Here is a 20,588-nt window from a genome sequence, read left to right on the forward strand (position 1 = left end):
TGCGTGTCAAGGCGCGTAAGCGTGCAATCCGGCGAGCAATGCGGCCAATCCCGCTTTCGCGTCGGAGAACAGCATTGCGGTACGCGGATCCGTGTACAGCTCGTTGTCGATGCCCGCATACCCGTGCCCCAGCGACCGTTTGATGACGATGACGCTGCGCGCCTTGTCCACGTCGAGAATCGGCATGCCGGACACCGGATTCCCGGGGCGCCGCGCGGCCGGATTGGTGACGTCGTTCGCACCCACGATCAGCACCACGTCCGTACGGGAGAACTCGGGGTTGCTCTCTTCAAGATCTTTGAGCTGGTCGTACGGGGCGTTCGCCTCGGCCAGGAGCACGTTCATGTGCCCCGGCATGCGCCCGGCCACCGGATGGATCGCGTAGCTGACCCGCACGCCCTGCTCGGTCAGCGCCTGCGCCAGCGCCACCGCCTCGTGCTGCGCCTGCGCCGCCGCGAGTCCGTAGCCGGGCACGATGACGACCTTCCCCGCGTACGCGAGTTGGATCGCCGCGTCGTCCACGGTCACTTCGCGTACGGGCTGGGACGTCGCCGAAACCGCAACCGCGTCGCCGGTGCCGTAACCACCCGCGATGATCGCGCCGATCGACCGGTTCATGGCATCGGCCATGAGCTTGGTCAGGATCGCGCCCGCCGCGCCGACCAGAGCGCCCGCGATGATCAGCGGAGTGCTCTCCAGCACGAAGCCGGCCATCGCGACCGCCGTGCCGGTGAAGGCGTTGAGCAGCGAGATCACCACCGGCATGTCGGCGCCGCCGATCGGCAGCGTGAACAGCACGCCGGCGACCAGGGCGCAGGCAGCGATGCCGTAGAGGCTGGCCACCGGTCCGTCAAAGCCGACAAAAAGGACAGCAAACAGGGTCGCTATGGCGGCCAGAGCGAGCGTGATGATGCGCCCGAAAGGCACAATCAACGGCTTTCCCGGTACGCGTCCGGCCAGCTTCCCGGACGCGATCAACGAGCCGCTGAACGTCACCCCGCCGATCGCCACGTCCAGCACCGCGGTCACGGTCGCCTCGGTAGTCGTAGCCCGGTCACCCAACGCGATCAGCGCCGCCGCCCCGCCACCCACCGCATTGAACAGGCTGACCAGTTGCGGCATCGCGGTCATCTTGACCCGCCGGGCCGCGATCAGGCCCGCGACCGCCCCCGCCACCCCTCCGATGATCAACGCCCACGCCGCGCCCGCCCGTACCGAATGATCGTGAATCAGCACCACGGCGGTCGTCAGGATCGCCACGCCCATGCCCGCCGCCGACACCCGGTTGCCGCGTTTGGCCGTGGCCGGCGCGTTCATCTGGTGCAGGCCGATCACGAAGCACGTCGCGCACGCGAGATAGACCAGGTGGACGACCGCGTCGAAGGCGCTCACGACCGGCTCCGGAACATCGCGAGCATCCGGTCGGTCACCACGTACCCGCCGGCCACGTTCATCGCGGCGAAGAACGCGGCGACCGCGAGCAGCGCGTACCCGGCCACGCTCGACACCGTGGCGGCCAGCAGCATCACGCCGACGATCACCACGCCGTGGATCGCGTTCGCGCCGGACATCAGCGGCGTGTGCAGCGTGGCCGGCACCTTGCTGATCACCTCGAAGCCGACCAGCAGACTCAACAGGAAGATCGTCAGGTCGGCGATCATGCGCGTTCTCCTCTGATCTGCCCGCCGTGGCAGGCGACGACCGCGGCCTGGATCTCGTCGTCCAGGTCGAGCGTGAGGACCCCGTCCGGCATCAGGTGCGCGAGCAGGGCCAGGACATTCCTCCCGTACGCCGTGGACGCCGCCCCCGGCACCGTGGAGGCGAGATTGCCGGCGCCGATGACGGTGACGCCGCCCTCGGTGACGATCCGGGTGTCCGGGAGTGAGCCCTCGACGTTCCCGCCGGCCGGGCTCGCGGCGATGTCCAGCACGACCGAGCCGGGCCGCATCCCGTCCAGCGCCGCGGCGGGGACGAGCAACGGGGGTCGCCCGCCCGGCACCTGGGCCGTCGTGATCACCACGTCGAAGGCGGGGATCTTGGCGGCGAGGGCGCTGTTCTGGCGGCGGGTTTCGTCCGCGGTCAGGGCGCGCGCGTAGCCGCCCGCCCCTTCGGCGGTGAGGGCGGTCGCGTTGGTGCCCTCCCCTTCGGCGGTGAGGGCGGCCGCGTTGGCGCCCTCACCTTCGGCCGCATGCGTGCCGAGATCGAGGACTGCCGCTCCGGTCGACTCGATGTCCGCGCGGGCCGCCGGCCGGACGTCGAATCCGGAGACCATCGCCCCCAGCCGCCGCGCGGTGGCGATCGCCTGCAGCCCCGCCACGCCCGCCCCGAGGACCAGCACCTGCGCCGGCCGAGTCGTGCCCGCCGCGGTCATCAGCATCGGGAAGAATCCGCCGTACGCCTCGGCCGCGACCAGCGCCGCCTTGTAGCCGGCCACGTTCGCCTGCGAGGTCAGCGCGTCCATCGCCTGCGCGCGGCTCAGCGTGCGCGGCAGCCTCTCCAGGCCGATCGCGGTGACGCCTTTGCCGGCCAGCCGCTCGGGATCGGTCCGCAGCCCGATGATCACCTGCCCCGGTCTCAGCGCGTCCTCGTCGCCCGGCGGATGGATGCCGACCAGCACGTCCGCCCCGGCGACCACCTCGTCCCGGCCCCGGATCTCGGCGCCCGCCCCGGCGTATCCCACGTCGTCGAACCAGGCCTGCTCGCCCGCCCCGGCCTCGACCAGCACTTCGATGTCCTGTTTACGCAGGCGCGCGACACCGTCCGGGGTGAGCGCGACGCGGCGCTCCCGCGGAACGGTCTCGCGCAGCACGCCGACCGTCGTCATGAGATCGATGCTGGCCTGTTCTCACGCTGGGTGCAAAGGTTATCGTCTCCGCGTGGCGGAACTGGTCGGGCCGGACACCTGGGCGATCCAGGGCGAAACGATCACGCTGCCGTTGTCGTTGCACGACGCCCGGCTGACGGCGGCGGTGTTCACGTGCCCCGCCGCGGGTGCCTCCTCGGTGCTCGCGCCGACCCCGTTGAAGCCGCTGGTGGTGGGCGGCCGGGCGATCAGCGTGCTCATGTGCATCCACTACGGCGAATGGCCCCTCAAGGCGTACGACGAGGTGGGGGTCGGTGTGTTCGTCCGGGGCCGGCCCCCGGGGCTGCACATCGTCGATCTCCCGGTGACCGGCGCGTTCACCCGGGAGGCCGGCCGGGATTTCTGGGGGCTGCCCAAATGGGTGATGGACGCCGACCTGTCCTTTGCTTCGGACCGCACGTCGGTGGTGGTGCGCTCGGCCGAGGGGGCTGAGGGCGCCGAGGTCATGCGGGCGGAATTCGCGCACGGGCGGCGGTTTCCGGGCGTGCCGGCGGCGCTGCCGGCGTGGTCCTATCTGGAGGAGGGCGCTCAGGCAGGCCGCCTGCTGCGGGGCTGGCTTCCGGCGCGGCTGTCCCGCGTGCGTCTGGGTCGAGGTCCCTTCTCCGTACGCCTCCCGTCCGGTCCCGGGCACCCGATGGCGGCCCGGATGCGGTCGTTGGGGATGCTGGGCAGGCCGCTGTTCACGGTCCACGCGGAGCGGCTGTCGGGCAGGCTGGGCTCGTTCACGCCGGTGGCGTCACGGGCGTGAGGGTTCAGCGACCGCCCTGATCGCGGCGGCCTGCCTGCTCAGGCGACCAACGCCCACGTGCCCCGTGAGCCGGCGTTCGGGCCGCGCCGCTCGTCGTACAGCTGCTCGACCACGTGCCGGGCCCAACGCATGCGCGGGGCCGCGACCTCGGGATAGTCGCCATATTCGCGGGCGACGTCCGCGGCGCATCCCCGGACGCCGCCGTGCGTTCGCACCGCGAGACGGATCGCTTCGTCGGCGACGGCATACGCCGGGTGGCTGCCGGTGGTCAGCGCACTGGTGAACAGCGCCTCCGCGCGTGCCGCGGTCAAGATCGCAGTATTGGTGATCATCATGATCTCCTCCTTCGTCGAATGCCTTCGTCAGTTGAGACCGCCCGTCTCTCCGGGATTCATCGCTCAATCTAGGGGTGGGGTACGACATTTTTATCTCGGTGATCGTTTCGCGGCGCACCCGGCTCCCCGCAGTCATGACGGCGCCGCGCGCGGAATTGTGACGTCCGAACACGGCCGCGGCCGCCCGCGACGCACTACTGTCGCCAGGTGCCCGAGCTGATCGCTCCCACCGTCCGCCTGCACCGCGCCTGGCTGGAGGCCCACGCCGAGTGGGGACCCGGCCTGCACGAGGACGGCTTCGGGCTGACGGCGACGGACGAGGTCGAGACCCAGGCGGGGTTCGCCGCGTGGGTGCGCCGGCTGGACGCCAGGAGCGACCGCTGCGTCTTCCGCTGGATCGTCGAGGACGGCAGCGTGCTTGGCGGCCTCGCCCTGCGCCACGGCGACAGCGAGGCGATCGCCCGCGCGGGCCACGTCGGCTACGGGCTCCGCCCCTCCGCTCGCGGCCGCGGCCTCGGATCCTGGACCCTGGCCCGGGCACTCGACGAAGCCCGCATCCTGGGCATCCCCCGGCTCCTCGCGGTCTGCGCGATCGACAACCAAGCCTCCGCCCGCACGATCGAGCGCGGCGGCGGCGTCCTCGAAGGAGTCCGGGACGGCGCCCGCCGCTACTGGATCGCTCTTTGACGCTCGTCGTCCCCGGGGGAGCCAGGGGCGACGAGACGTAACTCGAAGACCCCGCAGCACGCGCCGACGTGACAAAAACTGCTTTCGCTGTGACGACTGCCGCATCATCCCGTGACAATTCCGGTGGCGACGTCAAATAATTGCCATCCGAATACTGGGAAAGCCCTGGCCAGCGCGCGAATTCGGCAAAATAGCGGCCGCCGGTGAGGCCGCGCTAAAAACGTTTAAGCAAGCAAGGAATGACCACGCAAGGAGAACACCGTCATGTCCGAGAACGCGACGGCCGCCGCCACCGGGGCGTCGGCCACCGAGCGATTCCAGGCCACCAGCAACGGTGCCGCCGACACCCCACCGGAACGGCTCAGCACCCTCATCCGCCAGGTCTTGGCGGGGGTGCACGCGACGATCCGCGATAACGATGTGACGTATCCCGAATACGACGCATTGAAGGCATGGCTCATCCAAGTGGGCCGCGACGGCGAATGGCCACTATTTCTCGACGTTTTCGTCGAGCACGTCGTCGAGGAGGTCGCCACCGCCGACCGGCACGGCAGCAAGGGCGCGATCGAGGGCCCGTTCTACGTGCCGGACGCTCCGGAGTTCGGTGCGGAGGCGACGCTGCCGATGCGCGAGAACGAACGCGGCCTCAAGCTCACCTTCCACGGCCAGGTCCGCGCCGTCGACGGGCGGCCGCTGCCGGGCGCGAAGGTGGACATCTGGCACAACGGCGAGGAGGGCTTCTACTCCCAGTTCGTCCCGGACATCCCGGAGTGGAACCTGCGCGGCGTCATCACCACCGACCACAGTGGCCGCTTCCGGATCCACACGATCAAGCCGACGCCGTACCAGATCCCCACCGATGGGTCGACCGGCGCACTGATCCGCGCGGCCGGCTGGCACGCCTACCGTCCGGCGCACCTGCACCTGAAGGTCACCGCGCCCGGATTCCGGCCGATCACCACGCAGCTCTACTTCCCCGGCGACCCGCACAACGACAGCGACATCGCCGACGGCGTAAAGCCCGAGCTGATGCTGGCCCCGACCGCGGTGGGTGGCGCCCTCGACGCCGAATACGACTTCGTCCTGGACCCGGCCTGACGGCGGACAGACCGCAAAGTCACTCAAATCGTTCGGTCATCACCGGCACCAACCCCTTCCCCCGTACGCCCGTGCTCAGCTCTCGCAACATCGGCGTGACCGTGTCGTCGGCGGACGTCGCCAGCAGCACGGTCACGTCGAGCCCCCAGGCGAGACCGTTCCCGACCCGCCGCAGAGTCCACGAGAAGAGATCGCCGCTCACCTCCCGGCGCCCCGACACGCCGTCGCCCACCACATCGCCCGCGAACAGCACACGATAGAGCCGCCGCTCGTGAAACCCGTCGGGCGCGGCGGCCGGACCGAGCCGCAACGGCGCGGCGGTCGCGAACGGCACGTAGTCGGCAAACCCGTCCCGCAAGCCCTCCTCGCCGGGCAGCGCACCACCCCCGAGCCGCGCGAACGCCTCCTCCGCAGCGCGGCGCGAGGCCGGCACCACCGCGGCGAGCAACGACGGATCACCCCGCAAAGCACGACTGAACGACGAAGACCCCACCCATCCCGTACGCCTCCACAGCGCACCTCGCAACCCGGCCGTGGACCCGTCACGGTGACGCACGAACTCCTCGACGAGCACACCGTCGACATCGGAGCCCGCACGAAGCAGGTAATAGTCCAGCGCTTGCATGCCGACAGGCTGCCACAGGCGTACGACAAATTCGGGCGGCGCCGGGCTGAGTAACATGGCTCTCCCACGGCTGGCACGATGACCCGGTGGTACATGTCGAGATCAACGGCGCCCCGGCCGAAGGGGACCTGCTGCACCGGGTCGCCACGAGCAGCTACGGCCATTTCACCTCAATGCAGGTGCGCGACCGCGCGGTGGCGGGTCTGGATCGCCACGTCCGGAGACTGCGCGAGGCGTCCGCCGAGCTGTTCCCCGACACGCCCGCCGCCGGCGACGCCACGATCACCAAGCTCATCGGCCAGGCTCTGCGGGACCACCGGGACGCGAGCGTTCGCGTGACCATCCTGGGCACCGACGTCATGGTCGAGGCCGGCGAGCCGGTGCCGGACGACCCGAAGCCGCCGCTCAAGGTCCGGACCGTCACGTACGAACGGGAACTCCCCCACCTCAAACACCTGGCGACGATGGGCCTGATCTACCATCGCAGGCGGGCGGCCCGTGCCGGCTACGACGATGTGCTGTTCGCCGGACGCGACGGCCACCTGCGCGAGGGTTCAATCTGGAACCTTGCATTTTGGGACGGCGAACGCGTGATCTGGCCGTCCGCCCCGATGCTCGCCGGCATCACGATGCAACTGCTCCGGCAGGGCCTCGACAATCGCAGCATTCCGCAAATAGATCAGGAAATAACGGATATGTCCGGGATGCGCGGCGCCGCCCTGACCAACTCACAATGCCCGGCCCAGCCCATCGCCAGCATCGACGCGACGACACTTGACGACCACGCGGCGCTGACGTCACTACTCCGGCAGGCCTGGCAAACCATCCCCTGGCAGCCGATCTAGAGAGGGTCTGGGTCGGATCGGTCGGGGCTGTTCCCGCGAACGAGCGGCATATGGCCGCGATGGCGGCATGCCTCGTCACTGCGGCGGCCCGGCGCTCGCCTCCGCACGGGCCACAACAGGCCCACGATCACGATCGGGATCGACCCGACGACCACCGCCCAGAGCCGGTAGTCCGGCGACTTACGCGCCGGCGCCGAGAACAGCCCCTTCAGGAACGCCGGCACGATCCGCACGATGTCTTCACGAGGCGCCTCTCGTCACCACTGTGGCCGCACCCCACGTCCACCAGCGCCGGAAGCGTTCGGCACTGCCAGTGATGGGGAGGCTCCGCTGAAGCCCGCCACCGCCGCCCGTGATGGAGGGCCCACCGGACCGTCCCACATTATGGTCGATCCCGACCACGTTCTGGACCTTCTGGCGACCTTGGAGACTTACGCCCACATATGAGCCATAACTCTCCAAGGTCCACGAAACGGCGAGAAAACCTTGGGAACAAAAGCCGCTAGACGGGGCGAAACAAGCTCTACAATGGACTCCGGTCCCGCATCGCGGACCCGGCGACCACGATGCGGACGCCAGTCCCACACAAGGGATCCCCGTCCCACATCATGGGCCTCAGACGGCGGCCCGTACAAACGAACCATCCGCGTCCTGCTCGCTGTTCACACAGGGCCCGGACTCAACTAATCCGGATAAACAGCACCGGGCGTCGACGCGATCACCACGTCGGACACCGGCTGCCACCCCAGCCGGCGATACAACGCTTGACCGTCCGCACTGGCCACCAGCAGTCCCGTCGAGGCACCCTGGTCGATCGCCGCCCGTGCCAGCGCACTCATCACCGCACCGGCCAGCCCACGCCGTCGATGCGACGGCATCGTCACGATCTTGTCGGCGACCGCGTCATGCCCGACCAGTCCCATCACCCCACTGGCGGCCGCAGACCCGGACGGATCCCGGATCACGACTGTAAGAACAGGCCCCGGCTCGACCATGGTCCGCAGCCGATACCCGTCCGGTGCGTCGCGGAGTGGATGCGCCCGCAGAGAGATCGTCATCAGCTTCTCCGCCCGCCGGAGCAGAATCAGCCCGGCCGCCTGCAGCGCGGCCGGATCGCCGACCGCCCCCAAAGCCCCCGAATCCCCGACCGACTGCCCCGGATCGCCCGGATCGACCGGATCGACCGGATCGCCGACCACCCCCAACGCGCCCGGATCACCGACCGCCCCGAGCGCACCTGGATCCCGGTCCGCCCCCAACGCCCCCGGATCCCGGTCCGCCGCCGCTGCACCCGAATTCCCGGCCGCCGCCGGCGCACCCGGATCCTGGTCCGCCCCCAACGCCCCCCGATCCCCGGCCGCCGCCGGCGCACCCGAATTCCCGGCCGCCGCCGGCGCACCCGGATCCTGGTCCGCCCCCGACGCCCCCGGATCCCCTACCGGCATGGTCAGCCACGTAATCGCGGACTCCCCGCGCACCAGCCGCGCCAACCGCGCCGCGTCCCCGGACGCCGCGAAATACTCCACCTCGCGGCCCGGCTGCATGCTGCGCACCCGCAGCGCGCCGTCCACCTCGGTGGCGGGTGGTAGCGACCGCGCCACCGTCCACCCGCGCTGCCAGCGCAGGAACAGGTCGTTCACGCGACCCCCCGCAGCAGCAGGTCGATCAGCCGCGAGGCCAGGTCGCGCCGGCCTTCCGCGCCGGCGATCAGCACGATCCCGCCCAGCGACATCAGCAGGTCGTACGGGTCCACCCCGGGGCGCACCGTATCGGTCGCCACACCCGCGTCGAGCAGCCTCGCCAGCGCTGCGCGCAGCAGGTCGCGGGTCTGCATCCGGTCGTCGGCCGGCATCAGGTCTGGCCGCAGCACGTCGGCCATGCCCTGCTTGGCGGCCATGAAGTCGACGAAACTCTCCATCCAGGCGCGCAGCGCGTCCTCGGGCGGCAGCGACTCCAGCAGCTCGGCCGCGGAGTCGCACAGGCGGGCCACCTCGTTGCGATAGACCGCCTCGACCAGCGTCTCCCTGGTCGGGAACCGCCGGTACAGCGTGCCGATCCCCACGCCGGCCTCCTGCGCGATCGCCTTCAGCGAGGTCTGCGTGCCCTCCCGCGCGAACGCCTCGGCGGCGATCTCCAGCAGGCGCTCATGGTTGCGCTGCGCGTCCGCGCGCAGCTGCCGACCGGCCACGGTTCCCCCCAAACGGATTCAGCTCCGCTTTCAGGTTAGCCCGCCGCTGGGAAGACCTTGCGCACCATCGTCAGCAGGGTCGCGGAAAGCAGGTTGTGCACCTGGGGGCGGGTCAGCACGCCCCGCTCCAGCCACTCGCGAGCCGTCGAGCAGGCCAGGCCGACGTACGAGCGGGCCATCGCGTGCAGCGCGGCGTCCGGCGCGGGGTATCCGACGGCGACCAGCACGCTGTCGGCGGCCACGTCGATGGCCTCGTCGATCACGCGGTCGACGTCCGGGTCGCCGGACATGCCGCCGGCCGAGATCGCGGCCAGCCAGGAGCGGCTGTGCTGCGACACCACGTCGATGAACCAGTCGACGATCGCGGCCGCGCGGAAGGTCAGGTCGCCGTCGGGCAGCCGGCCGATCGTGTCCGGCGGGACGGTCAGCATCACCCGGATGACCGCCAGGTACAGGTCCTTCTTGGTGCCGAAATAGTGGTTGATCAGGCCGCGGGCGACCCCGGCGGCGCGGGCCACGTCGGTGGTCGACACGTCCGCCCAGCCGCGCTCGCCGAACAGGCGCACGGCGACGGACAGAATCTGCTCGCGGCGCGCGTCGGGTTCCAGCCGGCGGCGCGGCGCAACGTCAACACGCACGGACGCCACCCTACGGCACGCTTGTTGACACCCCGCCAACAGACCTTGCAGACTCCCGGCATGCCCACTCCCGGACTCGAGGGCTACACCCCGCCCTGGCACAAGCCCGAGCATGACGACCTGGCCGAGCTCGCCCGGGCGTTCTTCGTCAACGAGGTGCTGCCGCACGCGACTCGCCACGCGCAGCAGGGCCATCCGGATCGCGCCCACTACCGCCAGGCCGGCGAGCTGGGGCTGCTCGGGCTGAGCGTGCCGGAGGCGTACGGGGGCGGGGGTGGGAATTTCGGTCATGAGGCGGTGGTGCTGCACGAGCAGGCGCACACCGGGGAGGGCAGCCTGGGCCTGGCCGTGCACAGTGGCATCGTCACCGGCTACCTCGTGGCGTACGGGACCGAGGAGCAGAAGCGGCGCTGGCTGCCGGGGCTCTGCACGGGTGAGTTGATCGGCGCGATCGGGATGACCGAGCCGGGCGGCGGCTCGGATCTGCAGGCCATTCGCACGCGCGCGACGAGAGACGGCGACGACTATCTGGTCACCGGATCGAAGACGTTCATTACCAACGGCTACCTCGCGGATGTCGTCATTCTTGCGGTCAAGACCGATTCGAGTCGCGGCGCGAAAGGCATGAGCCTGCTGGTCTGCGAGATCGGCGACGCCAATCGGGGACGCCTGCTCGACAAGATCGGCCTGCACGCCAACGACACCGCGGAACTGTTCTTCGACGAATTCCGCGTACCAGGAAAGAACCTCTTGGGCGACGAAGGCGAGGGTTTCGTCGCGATGATGCGGCAATTGCCGCAGGAACGCCTGGTCATCGGTGTCAGTGCGGTTGCCGCGATGCAGCGCGCCGTCGAATTGACTATTGCGTACGCCAAGGAGCGAACCGCTTTCGGCAAGCCCCTGATCGGCCACCAGAACACCCGCATGGTGCTTGCCTGCAGATCTTCGGCGGCTACGGGTACACCACCGAATACCCGATCGCCACGATGTACGCCGACGCGCGGGTCCAGAAGATCTACGGCGGCACGAACGAGATCATGAAGGAGCTGATCGCCCGTGCCCTCTGAGGCGTACGTCTTCGACGCGGTGCGCACCCCGCGTGGCCGGGGAAAGCCGACCGGCGCGCTGCACGAGGTGAAGCCGATCTCCCTGGTCACCGGCTTGATCCACGCGATCCGGCGGCGTAATCCGGAAATGTCGGAGATCGATGACGTGGTGCTGGGCATCGTCACGCCGATCGGTGAGAAGGGTGGGGTCCTCCCGCGGGCCGCGGCCCTGCTCGCCGGGCTGCCGGACACGGTCGCGGGCGTGCAGCTCGACCGGTTCTGCGGCTCGGGGCTGGAGGCGGTCAATCAGGCCGCGGCCCGGATCCGCTCGGGCTGGGAGCATCTGATCCTGGCCGGCGGCGTCGAGTCGATGTCACGCAACCCGATGGGGTCGGACGGCGGTGCCTGGTTCGACGATCCGGAGACGGCGCTGGCCACCGACTTCGTGCCGCAGGGCGTCAGCGCGGACCTGATCGCCACGCTCGAGGGGTTCACGCGTGCGGATGTGGACGCGTACGCCGTACGGTCGCAGAATCGTGCCGCGAAAGCGTGGGCCGGTGGGCATTTCGCCCGGTCGATCGTGCCGGTGACCGACCCGAACGGCCTGACCATCCTGGCCGTCGACGAACATCCGCGGCCGGACACGACGGTCGAGGGGCTGGCGAGGTTGCGGCCGTCGTTCGCCGGGTTGCCGTTCGACGTGGTCGCGCTGCGCAAGCACCACTGGCTGGAGCGGATCGAGCATGTGCACCACGCCGGTAACTCGTCGGGCATTGTGGATGGTGCAGCTTTGATCGCCATAGGCTCGGAAAAATCGGGATTAATCCCCCGGGCTCGGATTGTCGGAGCGGCGGTCACCGGGGCGGACCCCACGCTCATGCTGACCGGGCCGGCGCCGGCGACCCGCAAGGCGCTCGCCGCCGCCCGGCTCACCGTGGACGACATCGACCTGTTCGAGATCAACGAGGCGTTCGCGGCGGTGGTCCTGCGCTACATCCGCGACCTGGACCTCGACCCGGAGAAGGTGAACGTCAACGGCGGCGCGATCGCGCTCGGCCACCCGCTCGGCGCGACCGGCGCGATGCTGCTCGGGACGGCGCTCGACGAGTTGGAACGCCGGGACTTGGACCGGGCCGTGGTCAGCATGTGCATCGGCGGCGGCATGGGCGTCGCGACGGTCCTGGAGCGGGTGCGATGACCCGCGAGCAGGGCGACCCCAGCGGCGTCGTTGGAGTGCGTCCGATGATCCGCTACGAGCGCGACTCCGGCGGCGTGGTCACGCTGACCATGGACGATCCCGCGCAGAGCGCCAACACCATGAACGCGACGTACGTGACGGCGATGTCGACGGCGCTCGACCGCCTCGAAGCCGAGCGGGACACCGTCACCGGGGTGATCGTGACCAGCGCGAAGAACACGTTCTTCGCGGGTGGCGACCTGCCGCTGATGAGCAGGGCGACCCCGGACGACGCGCCCCGGCTGTTCACGCTGCTCGGCACGATCAAGCGGGACCTGCGGCGGCTGGAGACGTACGGACGGCCGGTCGTCGCCGCGATCAACGGCGCCGCGCTCGGTGGCGGCCTGGAGATCGCGCTCGCCTGCCACCACCGGATCGCCCTGGACGCGCCCGGCACGCGGGTCGGCTTTCCCGAGGTCACGCTCGGGCTGCTGCCGGGCGCGGGCGGCGTCACCCGCACGGTCCGGATGCTCGGGCTGGTCCCCGCGCTGACGATTTGGCTGCTGACCGGCCGCCGCATGCGTCCCGCCGATGCCCGCGAGAACGGCCTGGTCGACGACGTGGCGGCCACGCCGGAGGAGATGTTCGCCAAGGCTCGAGCGTGGATCGCGGCGCATCCCCACGCCCACCAATCATGGGATGGAGAAAGCTCCCCCGGCACGTCGCCACCGGGCTCCCTGGCGGCCTTCCCCGCGGTGCTGCGCCAGCAGCTCAAGGGCGCCTCGCTACCCGCTCCGGAGGCGATCCTCGCGACCGCCGTCGAAGGCATGCAGGTCGACTTCGAGACCGCCCAGCGCATCGAGACCCGGCACCTGATCACGCTGATCACCGGGCCGGTCGCCAAGAACATGATCGGCGCGATGTTCTTCGACATGCGCGCGGTCAACGGCGGCCTCGCCCGGCCGCGGGTCGAGGTCCGGGAGGCCCGCCGGGTCGCGGTGCTCGGCGCCGGCATGATGGGCGCCGGCATCGCCGCCGCCTGCACCCGCGCGGGCATAACCGTAATAGTACGAGATATCCGAAATGTGAAGTTGGATGGACTGGCCACCACGACGGAGATCGACGACCTCCGTGACTGCGACGTCGTGATCGAGGCCGTGTTCGAGGACCCCGACCTGAAACGCGCCGTCTTCCGCGAGGTGAAACCGGTCCTGGCCCCGGACGCCCTGCTCGCCTCGAACACGTCCACCCTGCCGATCACCGGGCTGGCCGAGGACGACCCGAACTTCGTCGGCATGCACTTCTTCTCGCCGGTCGCCAAGATGCCGCTGCTGGAGATCGTGGTCGGCGCGCGCACGAGCGACAGCGCCGTCGCCCGGGCCTTCGACCTGGGCCGCCGCCTCGGCAAGACCCCCATCGTGGTCGGCGACGGCCGCGGCTTCTTCACCAGCCGGGTCATCGGGAAGTTCCTCGACGAGGCCATCGCCATGCTCGCCGAGGGCGTCCCGGCCGCATCGATCGAGCACGCCGCCCTGCAGGCCGGTTACCCGACCGGTCCCTTGGCGCTCGCTGACGAGGTTAGCCTCACGCTCATGCAACGGATCCAGCGGCAGAGCGGGACGCGGCTCCCGATCGTCGACGAGCTCATCGACAACGGCCGTCCGGGCCGGGCCGGTGGCGCCGGCTTCTACGTCTACGACCAGGGCAAACGCGCAGGACTCTGGCCCGGCGTCACGGCGAGGGCCACCGACGCGGGACGAAATGTGCCGTTCGACGACCTGCGGGACCGGCTGCTGTTCGCCGAGGCGATCGACGCGCGGCGCTGCCTCGACGAGGGCGTGCTGCGCACCGAGGAGGACGGCAACGTCGGCTCGATCCTCGGCATCGGCTACCCGGCGTGGACCGGTGGGGTGCTGCGCTTCACGAAACAGCCGGGCTTCCCGGCCAGCGCGGCCGAGCTCGCGACGCGGTACGGCGAGCGGTTCGCCTCGTGAGCGGCCCGCTCGACGGGGTCCGGGTGATCGAGCTGGCCAGCCTCGCGCCCGCGCCGTTCGGCTGCATGATGCTCGCCGACCTGGGCGCCGACGTGATCCTGGTGGATCGGCCCGGCGGCAGCGCGCTGCCCGGCATCCCGCCGCGATCCCTGCAGCGCGGCCGCCGCAGGGTCACCCTCGACCTCAAGACCGACGCCGGGATGACCGACCTGCTGCGCCTGATCGAGCACGCCGACGTGCTGGTCGAGGGCTTCCGGCCGGGCGTCGCCGAGCGCCTCGGGTTCGGCCCGGCGGACTCCGAGAAGATCAACCCCCGGCTCGTGTACGCCCGGATGACCGGCTGGGGTCAAGAAGGGCCGTTCGCCGTACGGGCCGGGCACGACATCGACTACATAGCGCTCGCCGGGGCGCTGGAGCCGCTGGGCCGCCCCGGGGAGACGCCGCACGCCCCGATGAACCTGGTCGGCGACTTCGGCGGCGGCGGCATGCTGCTCGCCGTCGGGGTGCTGGCCGCGCTGCTGGAACGCGAGCGTTCCGGCCGCGGGCAGGTAGTCGACGCGGCCATGCTGGACGGGTCGGCGCTGCTCACGTCGTTCGTGCGCGGCATGATCGACTCGGGGCAGTGGTCGCGGACGCGCGGCGAGAACCTGCTCGACGGCGGTGCACCTTTCTATGACACGTACGCGACGGCGGACGGCGGGTTCATGGCCGTGGGGGCGCTCGAACCGGTCTTCTACTCCGAGCTGCTCGCCGGGCTGGAACTCGACGAGCGGGACCTGCCCGGACAGTACGACCGGGACGGCTGGCCATCGCTGCGCGCGGTCTTCACCGAACGGTTCGCGTCGCGCACCAGGGACGAGTGGACGGCGGTCTTCGACGGGACCGACGCCTGCGTGGTGCCGGTGCTCTCGCCGGCCGAGGCGCCGGGCCATCCGCACAATCTCGCGCGGGGCACCTTCGAGAGTGCCGACGGGGTCGTGCAGCCCGCGCCGGCACCTCGCTTCGGGCGTACGCAAGCAAGCATGCCGGACCCACCACGCGCCGCAGGTGTGGCGGAGATCCTTTCTGGATGGTCGAATTTGTGAACCCGTAATCTTCCGGACACCAAATGCCGTGCCGGGATCATTCCGGCGAAGGTCTTTGCGCCGGCAAGCACCAATTCACACGATCGTTCAATCATCTGCCAGATCAGCGGAGAATTGTCGCCGCACGGTTGCCTGCAGTACGCCTTTCCCTTACCCGGTGCACCAATGATCCCTCCCAGCGCGCACACCCCACTGTGCGCGGCCTGAGAGAGGACTCACAAGAGTGCGCACCACCCTGATCCGACCCCTCGCCGTGACCCTCGCGGCCGCAACCATAGCCGCGGTCGCGGCCTGTTCGCCGCCGGAGAAGAAGACCGAGGCGTCGACGAGCTCGGCGGCCACCGCCACCAGCGCCGCCGACCTCGGCGGCATGGACGCGCTGGTCGCCGCCGCCAAGAAGGAGGGGCAGCTCAACGTCATCGCGCTGCCGCCGGACTGGGCCAACTACGGCGCGATCATCAAGGCGTTCGGCGACAAGTACGGCATCAAGGTCAACTCGGCTCAGCCGGACGCGTCCAGCCAGGACGAGATCAACGCTGCCGACCAGCTCAAGGGCCAGGACAAGGCGCCCGACGTGTTCGACCTCGGCGGTGCCGTGGCGAACGCGAACGTCGCCAAGTTCGCCCCGTACAAGGTGACCACGTTCGCCGACATCCCGGACAACCTCAAGGACGCGAGCGGCACCTGGGTGAACGACTACGGCGGCTTCATGTCGGTCGGCTACGACAGCTCGAAGGTGCCGGCCCCCACGTCGCTCGCCGACCTGCTCAAGCCGGCCTACAAGGGCAAGGTCGCTCTCAACGGTGACCCGACGCAGGCCGGTTCCGCGTTCTCCGCGGTGCAGATGGTCTCGATCGCGAACGGCGGCACCGCCGACAACATCAAGCCCGGCGTCGACTTCTTCGGCCAGCTGAAGAAGGCCGGCAACTTCCTGCCGGTCGACCCGACCCCGGCCACCATCCAGGCGGGTCAGACCCCGGTCGTCTTCGACTGGGACTACCTGAACGCGGCGCAGACCGCCAAGACGCCGACCTGGAAGGTCTTCGTCCCGGACAACGCGGCGCTCGGCTCGTACTACGTGCAGGCCATCAGCAAGGACGCGCCGCACCCGAACGCCGCCCGCCTGTGGGAGGAGTACCTGTACTCCGACGAGGGCCAGAACCTGTGGCTCGCCGGTGGCGCCCGCCCGGCTCGCGCCGACGCCATGGTCAAGGCCGGCACGATCGACAAGGCCAAGTACGACGCGCTGCCCACGGTCCAGGGCACCCCGGTCTTCCCGACCGACGCGCAGTCGGCGACGGCCAAGACGTACCTGTCCACGAACTGGGCCAAGGCAATTGGCTGAGGCGATCTCGGCAACCCCGCAGCGCGTGGCCGTCCGGCCACGCCTGCGGGGCGCCGCGCTGCTGGGCACCCTGCCGTTCTTCGCGTACGTCACGATCTTCCTGATCATCCCGACCCTGGTCGTGGTCTTCGGGGCGTTCGCGGGTGACGACGGCGGCGTGACCCTCGACAACGTCAAGGCGCTCAAGGACTCCTACATCCTCGACGCGTTCGGCCGCAGCATCCTGCTGTCGGTGATCAGCGCCCTGGTCGGCGCGATCCTCGGGGCGCTGCTCGCCTACGCCATCGCGACCGCTAAGCCGGGCGGCATCCTGCGCCGCACGGTCACCGCGGCGGCCGGGGTGCTCGCCCAGTTCGGCGGCGTCACGCTGGCCTTCGCGTTCCTGGCCACCATCGGCATCTCCGGGTTCGTCACCGTCTGGCTGCAGGACCACCTGCACTGGAACATCTACTCGAACGGCGTCTGGCTGTTCGAGCTGCCCGGTCTGACGCTGGTCTACACGTACTTCCAGATCCCGCTCATGGTGATCGTCTTCCTGCCCGCGCTCGACGGCATCCGGCCACAGTGGCGGGAGGCGACCGAGAGCCTGGGCGGCACCACCTTCCAGTACTGGGTGAAGGTGGCCGGTCCGCTGCTGGCGCCGGCCTTCCTCGGCTCGGCCCTGTTGCTGTTCGCCAATGCGTTTTCCGCGTACGCCACGGCGGCCGCCCTGGTCAGCCAGGGCAACCCGATCGTGCCGTTGCAGATCCGCAGCGCGCTGACCAGTGAAGTGGTGCTCGGTCAGGCGAACCTGGGCAAGGCCATGGCGCTCGGCATGGTGATCATCGTGTCGATCGTGATGGGCCTGTACACGCTGCTGGAGAGGAGGACCGCGAAGTGGCTGGCGTGATCGCGCGCCGGGCGCGTAGGCAGAGCGTGTTCCGCTGGATCGTGCTCGTCGTGCTCGGCATCTTCTTCCTGCTGCCGCTCGCGGCGATGGTCGAGTTCTCCACCCGGGACAGTTCCACGTGGCCGTTGCTGGTGCACTGGTCGCAACTGACCGAGAAGTATCCGGATCTGACGGATGGCATCCTGCAGTCGCTCGGCCAGGCGGCCCTCACCGCCGTGCTGATGCTCGTGCTGCTGGTGCCCACCGCCATCTGGGTACGCCTGCGGTTGCCCAAGGTGCGGCGACTGATCGAGTTCCTGTGCCTGCTGCCGCTGACCATTCCGGCGATCGTCCTCGTCGTCGGGCTGGCACCGGTCTACGCCTGGGTCAACTATTTCCTGGGCGGCTCGTCGCTGACGCTCGTCTTCGCGTACGCGGTCCTGGTGTTGCCTTATTCCTACCGGGCGATCGACGCGGGTCTGTCCGCGATCGACGTGAAGACGCTGGCCGAGGCGGCCCGCAGCCTGGGCTCCGGCTACGCCAAGGTGATGTGGAGCGTGGTGCTGCCGAACATCCGCTCGGCGGTGCTGTCCGCGGCGTTCCTCACCGTCGCGCTCGTGCTCGGCGAGTTCACCATCGCGTCGCTGCTCAACCGCACCAACCTGCAGGTCGTGCTCGTACTGGTCGGCAAGAACAGCGCCACCGTGTCGGTCGCGGTGTCGTTCGTCGCGCTGCTGCTCGCGTTCGTCCTGCTGATGCTGCTGTCCCTGTTCGAGAAGCGTTCTGTTAAAGGGTCAAAGGGGGCCTCATGACCGGCGTCGCCGTTCACCTCGACGGGTTGCGCCGCACGTTCGGCAGCGTGCACGCCCTCGACAATCTGGACCTGAAGATGGAACCGGGCGAGCTGATCGCCCTGCTCGGGCCGTCCGGCTGCGGCAAGACCACCGCGCTGCGGGTGCTGGCCGGCCTGGAGGACGCCGACGAGGGCCGGGTCGTCGTGGGCGGCAAGGACGTGACGGCGCTGCCCGCGAACAAGCGCGACATGGGCATGGTGTTCCAGGCGTACAGCCTGTTCCCGCACCTCACCGCCCTGGAGAACGTCGAGTTCGGGCTTAAGCTGCGAGGCCGGCGGCGCGAGGCCGGACGGGCCGCCTCGATGCTCGATCTGGTGGGGCTCTCCGGCTTCACCGGGCGCTACCCGCATCAGATGTCCGGTGGGCAGCAGCAGCGGGTCGCACTGGCCCGGGCCCTGGCCATCGAACCGACCGTGCTGCTGCTCGACGAGCCGCTCTCAGCGCTGGACGCCAAGGTGCGGGTGCAGTTGCGCGACGAGATCCGCCGGATCCAGACCGAGGTGGGCACGACGACGCTGATCGTGACGCACGACCAGGAGGAGGCGCTCGCCGTCGCCGACCGGGTCGGTGTGATGCGGGCGGGTCGTCTCGAGCAGCTCGCGGCGCCCGCCGACATCTACCGGACGCCGGCGACGGCGTTCGTGGCGGACTTCGTCGGGCTGAGCAACCGGCTGCCCGGCACGGTGGTGGACGGCCAGGTCTCGGTGCTCGGGGCGCGGCTGCCGATCATCGACGGTGCGTCGGCCGCCGGGTCGGTCACCGCGCTGGTGCGGCCCGAGGCCGTGTCGGTGACGCCCGCCGAGGAGGGTGAGGGTCGCGTGCTGACCAGCAGCTTCCTCGGGCCGACCAGCCGCGTGACCGTCACCGTCGGGGACGTGCTGGTGGTGGCGCAGGTGGCCAGCGCCAGCCTGGATCAGTTGACGCCGGGCACCGCGGTCACGCTCACGCTCGAGCCCATCCCGGTGGCCCTCGAGTCCTGATGGATTTTCACGTTTCGGCTGCGATCATCGGGGCGTTTTCGTACGGTCGGTAACCGTGCGCCGAAAGAAAATCCTGCTCGCGTTCGTGTCCGCCCTGCTGGTTCTGTCGCCCTTCGGGACACCCGCATCGGCATCCGGGGCGGGCCGCGTCTGGCACGTGGTCCGCCCCGGTGACACGATGTCCTCGGTCGCCCGTTTGTACGGTTTGCGGACAGCGGATCTGGCCCGCTGGAATCAGGTTCTGCGGCCCTATCCCGTGTACGTCGACGAGGTGCTCCGGCTGAACCGGCCGCCGCGACGGCTCCCGGCGTGGCGTACCCGGATCGAGGCCGTCACGCCCGCATCGGTCGGCTGGAATCCCGTACGCAAATGCCCGGTCGCCCCTTCGCTTTTGCGCCGGGTGTGGGTGTCATACCTGGACTTCAAGGGCGCGTACCACGACGGCAGCCTGATCGTGCGCAGCGACATCGCGGTGCGCACCCAGCACGCCTTCCAGACCCTGTACCGGATGCGCTTCCGGATCATGGCGATGGCCCCGATGTCGGAGAACATGCCCGGCGAGACCGACATGAGCATCGTGACCGGCGGCTACAACTGCCGGGCGGTGGCCGGAACGCGGACGTGGTCGCAGCACGCGTACGGGTATGCGGTCGACGTGAATCCGATGCAGAACCCGATGTTCCGGGGCACGTCGACGTACTACGCGGACCGCGACCAGTACAAGATCGGCATGATGCATCCGGAGGGGGCGGTGCGGGCGTTCACCGCGAACGGCTTCTTCTGGGGCGGTATGTGGCGCAGCCTGCAGGACTACATGCACTTCAGTCCGGCCAACCGCTAACTTCTCAGCGGGCCGTACGTGTCGCGGTACGCCTTGGGGCCGACGATCGGCAGGATGAGATCGCGGAGCCAGGTGGGCAGCCCCGCGGCCTTGGAGAGCCGGTCGGTTGCCGCCTGCACGTGCCGCACACGTTGCGGGATTGGTGTCCGCTACCTGTCGCCGTGGAACGTGCGATGTGTCAGCCGCCAGCCTCTTTAGGCGAGTAAGTCCTAACCGTGGTGGGAGGCGGTGAGTGACCTGCGCGCGGTGGCGCGGTGGTGCCAGAGCTGAGGCGCTGTGGCGATCCATTCACGGCGGGGCGGTCCCGCTATGTGGGAGACCGCGGTCACATCATGGATTTTTGTGAACCTTGGAGAGTTGCGCCCACATAC

The 20,588-nt window shown here is 69.7% G+C and carries 21 protein-coding genes and 1 pseudogene; 13 read left to right on the forward strand and 9 right to left on the reverse strand.

Going from position 1 to position 20,588, the window contains the following annotated elements; translation table 11 throughout:
- Positions 1-6: 6 nt before the first annotated feature.
- Genes HH310_RS31760 through HH310_RS31770 form a run of 3 tightly spaced genes read right to left on the reverse strand, consistent with a single transcriptional unit; the run spans position 7 to position 2,824 of the window.
- Positions 7-1,392 (reverse strand): NAD(P)(+) transhydrogenase (Re/Si-specific) subunit beta, encoded by a 1,386-nt coding sequence (locus HH310_RS31760; protein WP_169179395.1) that lies wholly within the window; start codon positions 1,390-1,392, stop codon positions 7-9.
- Positions 1,389-1,661 (reverse strand): NAD(P) transhydrogenase subunit alpha, encoded by a 273-nt coding sequence (locus tag HH310_RS31765; RefSeq protein WP_169179396.1) that lies wholly within the window; start codon positions 1,659-1,661, stop codon positions 1,389-1,391. The genes HH310_RS31760 and HH310_RS31765 overlap by 4 nt, the downstream gene beginning before the upstream one ends.
- Entirely contained in the window at positions 1,658-2,824 is a 1,167-nt protein-coding gene (locus HH310_RS31770) for an NAD(P) transhydrogenase subunit alpha (RefSeq protein WP_169179397.1), read from the reverse strand. Before HH310_RS31770 ends, HH310_RS31765 begins: the two co-directional genes overlap by 4 nt.
- 52 nt (positions 2,825-2,876) lie before the next feature.
- On the opposite strand from HH310_RS31770, the gene HH310_RS31775 reads away from it, so the two are divergent.
- The gene (locus HH310_RS31775) at positions 2,877-3,611 is read left to right on the forward strand and encodes an acetoacetate decarboxylase family protein (protein WP_211192850.1); all 735 of its coding nucleotides are present in this window, start codon (positions 2,877-2,879) and stop codon (positions 3,609-3,611) included.
- Between the two features lie 38 nt (positions 3,612-3,649).
- Here the strand turns inward: HH310_RS31775 and HH310_RS31780 are convergent, their stop codons facing one another.
- The gene (locus HH310_RS31780) at positions 3,650-3,946 is read right to left on the reverse strand and encodes a hypothetical protein (protein WP_211192851.1); all 297 of its coding nucleotides are present in this window, start codon (positions 3,944-3,946) and stop codon (positions 3,650-3,652) included.
- 207 nt (positions 3,947-4,153) lie between these two features.
- Between HH310_RS31780 and HH310_RS31785 the strand changes: the two genes are divergently transcribed.
- Both HH310_RS31785 and catA read left to right on the forward strand, forming a co-directional pair.
- A complete protein-coding gene (locus HH310_RS31785) occupies positions 4,154-4,633 on the forward strand; it encodes a GNAT family N-acetyltransferase (protein WP_169179399.1) in 480 nt (159 codons plus the stop codon).
- Between the two features lie 264 nt (positions 4,634-4,897).
- Complete coding sequence (gene catA, locus HH310_RS31790; protein ID WP_169179400.1) at positions 4,898-5,731, forward strand: catechol 1,2-dioxygenase; 834 nt, start codon at positions 4,898-4,900, stop codon at positions 5,729-5,731.
- Between the two features lie 19 nt (positions 5,732-5,750).
- On the opposite strand, the gene HH310_RS31795 is transcribed toward catA, so the two are convergent.
- A complete protein-coding gene (locus tag HH310_RS31795; protein WP_169179310.1) occupies positions 5,751-6,356 on the reverse strand; it encodes a hypothetical protein in 606 nt (201 codons plus the stop codon).
- An 86-nt stretch (positions 6,357-6,442) separates the two neighbouring features.
- On the opposite strand from HH310_RS31795, the gene HH310_RS31800 reads away from it, so the two are divergent.
- Positions 6,443-7,201: an aminotransferase class IV gene (locus HH310_RS31800; protein ID WP_169179401.1), complete on the forward strand. Its 759-nt coding sequence runs from the start codon at positions 6,443-6,445 to the stop codon at positions 7,199-7,201.
- 683 nt (positions 7,202-7,884) lie between these two features.
- Here HH310_RS31800 and HH310_RS31805 read toward each other — a convergent pair.
- Genes HH310_RS31805 through HH310_RS31815 form a run of 3 tightly spaced genes read right to left on the reverse strand, consistent with a single transcriptional unit; the run spans position 7,885 to position 10,027 of the window.
- Positions 7,885-8,841 (reverse strand): GNAT family N-acetyltransferase, encoded by a 957-nt coding sequence (locus HH310_RS31805; RefSeq protein WP_169179402.1) that lies wholly within the window; start codon positions 8,839-8,841, stop codon positions 7,885-7,887.
- Positions 8,838-9,389 (reverse strand): helix-turn-helix domain-containing protein, encoded by a 552-nt coding sequence (locus HH310_RS31810; RefSeq protein ID WP_312034442.1) that lies wholly within the window; start codon positions 9,387-9,389, stop codon positions 8,838-8,840. The genes HH310_RS31805 and HH310_RS31810 overlap by 4 nt, the downstream gene beginning before the upstream one ends.
- A 35-nt stretch (positions 9,390-9,424) precedes the next feature.
- Positions 9,425-10,027: a TetR/AcrR family transcriptional regulator gene (locus HH310_RS31815; protein WP_312034443.1), complete on the reverse strand. Its 603-nt coding sequence runs from the start codon at positions 10,025-10,027 to the stop codon at positions 9,425-9,427.
- 60 nt (positions 10,028-10,087) lie between these two features.
- Here HH310_RS31815 and HH310_RS31820 point away from each other — a divergent pair.
- The 9 genes and pseudogenes from HH310_RS31820 to HH310_RS31860 all read left to right on the forward strand — a co-directional run bounded on the left by HH310_RS31820 (position 10,088) and on the right by HH310_RS31860 (position 20,217).
- Positions 10,088-11,094, forward strand: a pseudogene (locus HH310_RS31820) (acyl-CoA dehydrogenase family protein).
- Positions 11,084-12,271 carry an acetyl-CoA C-acetyltransferase gene (locus HH310_RS31825; protein ID WP_169179404.1) on the forward strand — a complete coding sequence of 396 codons (1,188 nt, stop codon included), beginning with the start codon at positions 11,084-11,086 and terminating at the stop codon, positions 12,269-12,271. Before HH310_RS31820 ends, HH310_RS31825 begins: the two are co-directional and overlap by 11 nt.
- The gene (locus HH310_RS31830; protein WP_282438587.1) at positions 12,268-14,244 is read left to right on the forward strand and encodes a 3-hydroxyacyl-CoA dehydrogenase NAD-binding domain-containing protein; all 1,977 of its coding nucleotides are present in this window, start codon (positions 12,268-12,270) and stop codon (positions 14,242-14,244) included. The genes HH310_RS31825 and HH310_RS31830 overlap by 4 nt, the downstream gene beginning before the upstream one ends.
- Entirely contained in the window at positions 14,241-15,329 is a 1,089-nt protein-coding gene (locus tag HH310_RS31835; protein ID WP_169179405.1) for a CaiB/BaiF CoA-transferase family protein, read from the forward strand. The genes HH310_RS31830 and HH310_RS31835 overlap by 4 nt, the downstream gene beginning before the upstream one ends.
- Positions 15,330-15,552: 223 nt before the next feature.
- The gene (locus tag HH310_RS31840) at positions 15,553-16,674 is read left to right on the forward strand and encodes an ABC transporter substrate-binding protein (protein ID WP_312034444.1); all 1,122 of its coding nucleotides are present in this window, start codon (positions 15,553-15,555) and stop codon (positions 16,672-16,674) included.
- The gene (locus HH310_RS31845) at positions 16,667-17,563 is read left to right on the forward strand and encodes an ABC transporter permease subunit (RefSeq protein WP_211192852.1); all 897 of its coding nucleotides are present in this window, start codon (positions 16,667-16,669) and stop codon (positions 17,561-17,563) included. Before HH310_RS31840 ends, HH310_RS31845 begins: the two co-directional genes overlap by 8 nt.
- On the forward strand, positions 17,551-18,354 hold the full coding sequence (locus HH310_RS31850) for an ABC transporter permease subunit (protein WP_312034445.1): 804 nt from the start codon (positions 17,551-17,553) through the stop codon (positions 18,352-18,354). The genes HH310_RS31845 and HH310_RS31850 overlap by 13 nt, the downstream gene beginning before the upstream one ends.
- The gene (locus HH310_RS31855; RefSeq protein WP_169179406.1) at positions 18,351-19,376 is read left to right on the forward strand and encodes an ABC transporter ATP-binding protein; all 1,026 of its coding nucleotides are present in this window, start codon (positions 18,351-18,353) and stop codon (positions 19,374-19,376) included. The genes HH310_RS31850 and HH310_RS31855 overlap by 4 nt, the downstream gene beginning before the upstream one ends.
- Before the next feature lie 55 nt (positions 19,377-19,431).
- Entirely contained in the window at positions 19,432-20,217 is a 786-nt protein-coding gene (locus HH310_RS31860; RefSeq protein WP_169179407.1) for a M15 family metallopeptidase, read from the forward strand.
- Here HH310_RS31860 and HH310_RS45030 read toward each other — a convergent pair.
- Entirely contained in the window at positions 20,214-20,336 is a 123-nt protein-coding gene (locus tag HH310_RS45030) for a hypothetical protein (RefSeq protein ID WP_282438588.1), read from the reverse strand. The two genes, HH310_RS31860 and HH310_RS45030, sit on opposite strands and share 4 nt — an antisense overlap.
- Positions 20,337-20,588: the final 252 nt, after the last annotated feature.

Origin of the sequence: Actinoplanes sp. TBRC 11911, assembly GCF_012933445.1 — a bacterium.
Taxonomy (GTDB): Bacteria; Actinomycetota; Actinomycetes; order Mycobacteriales; family Micromonosporaceae; genus Actinoplanes.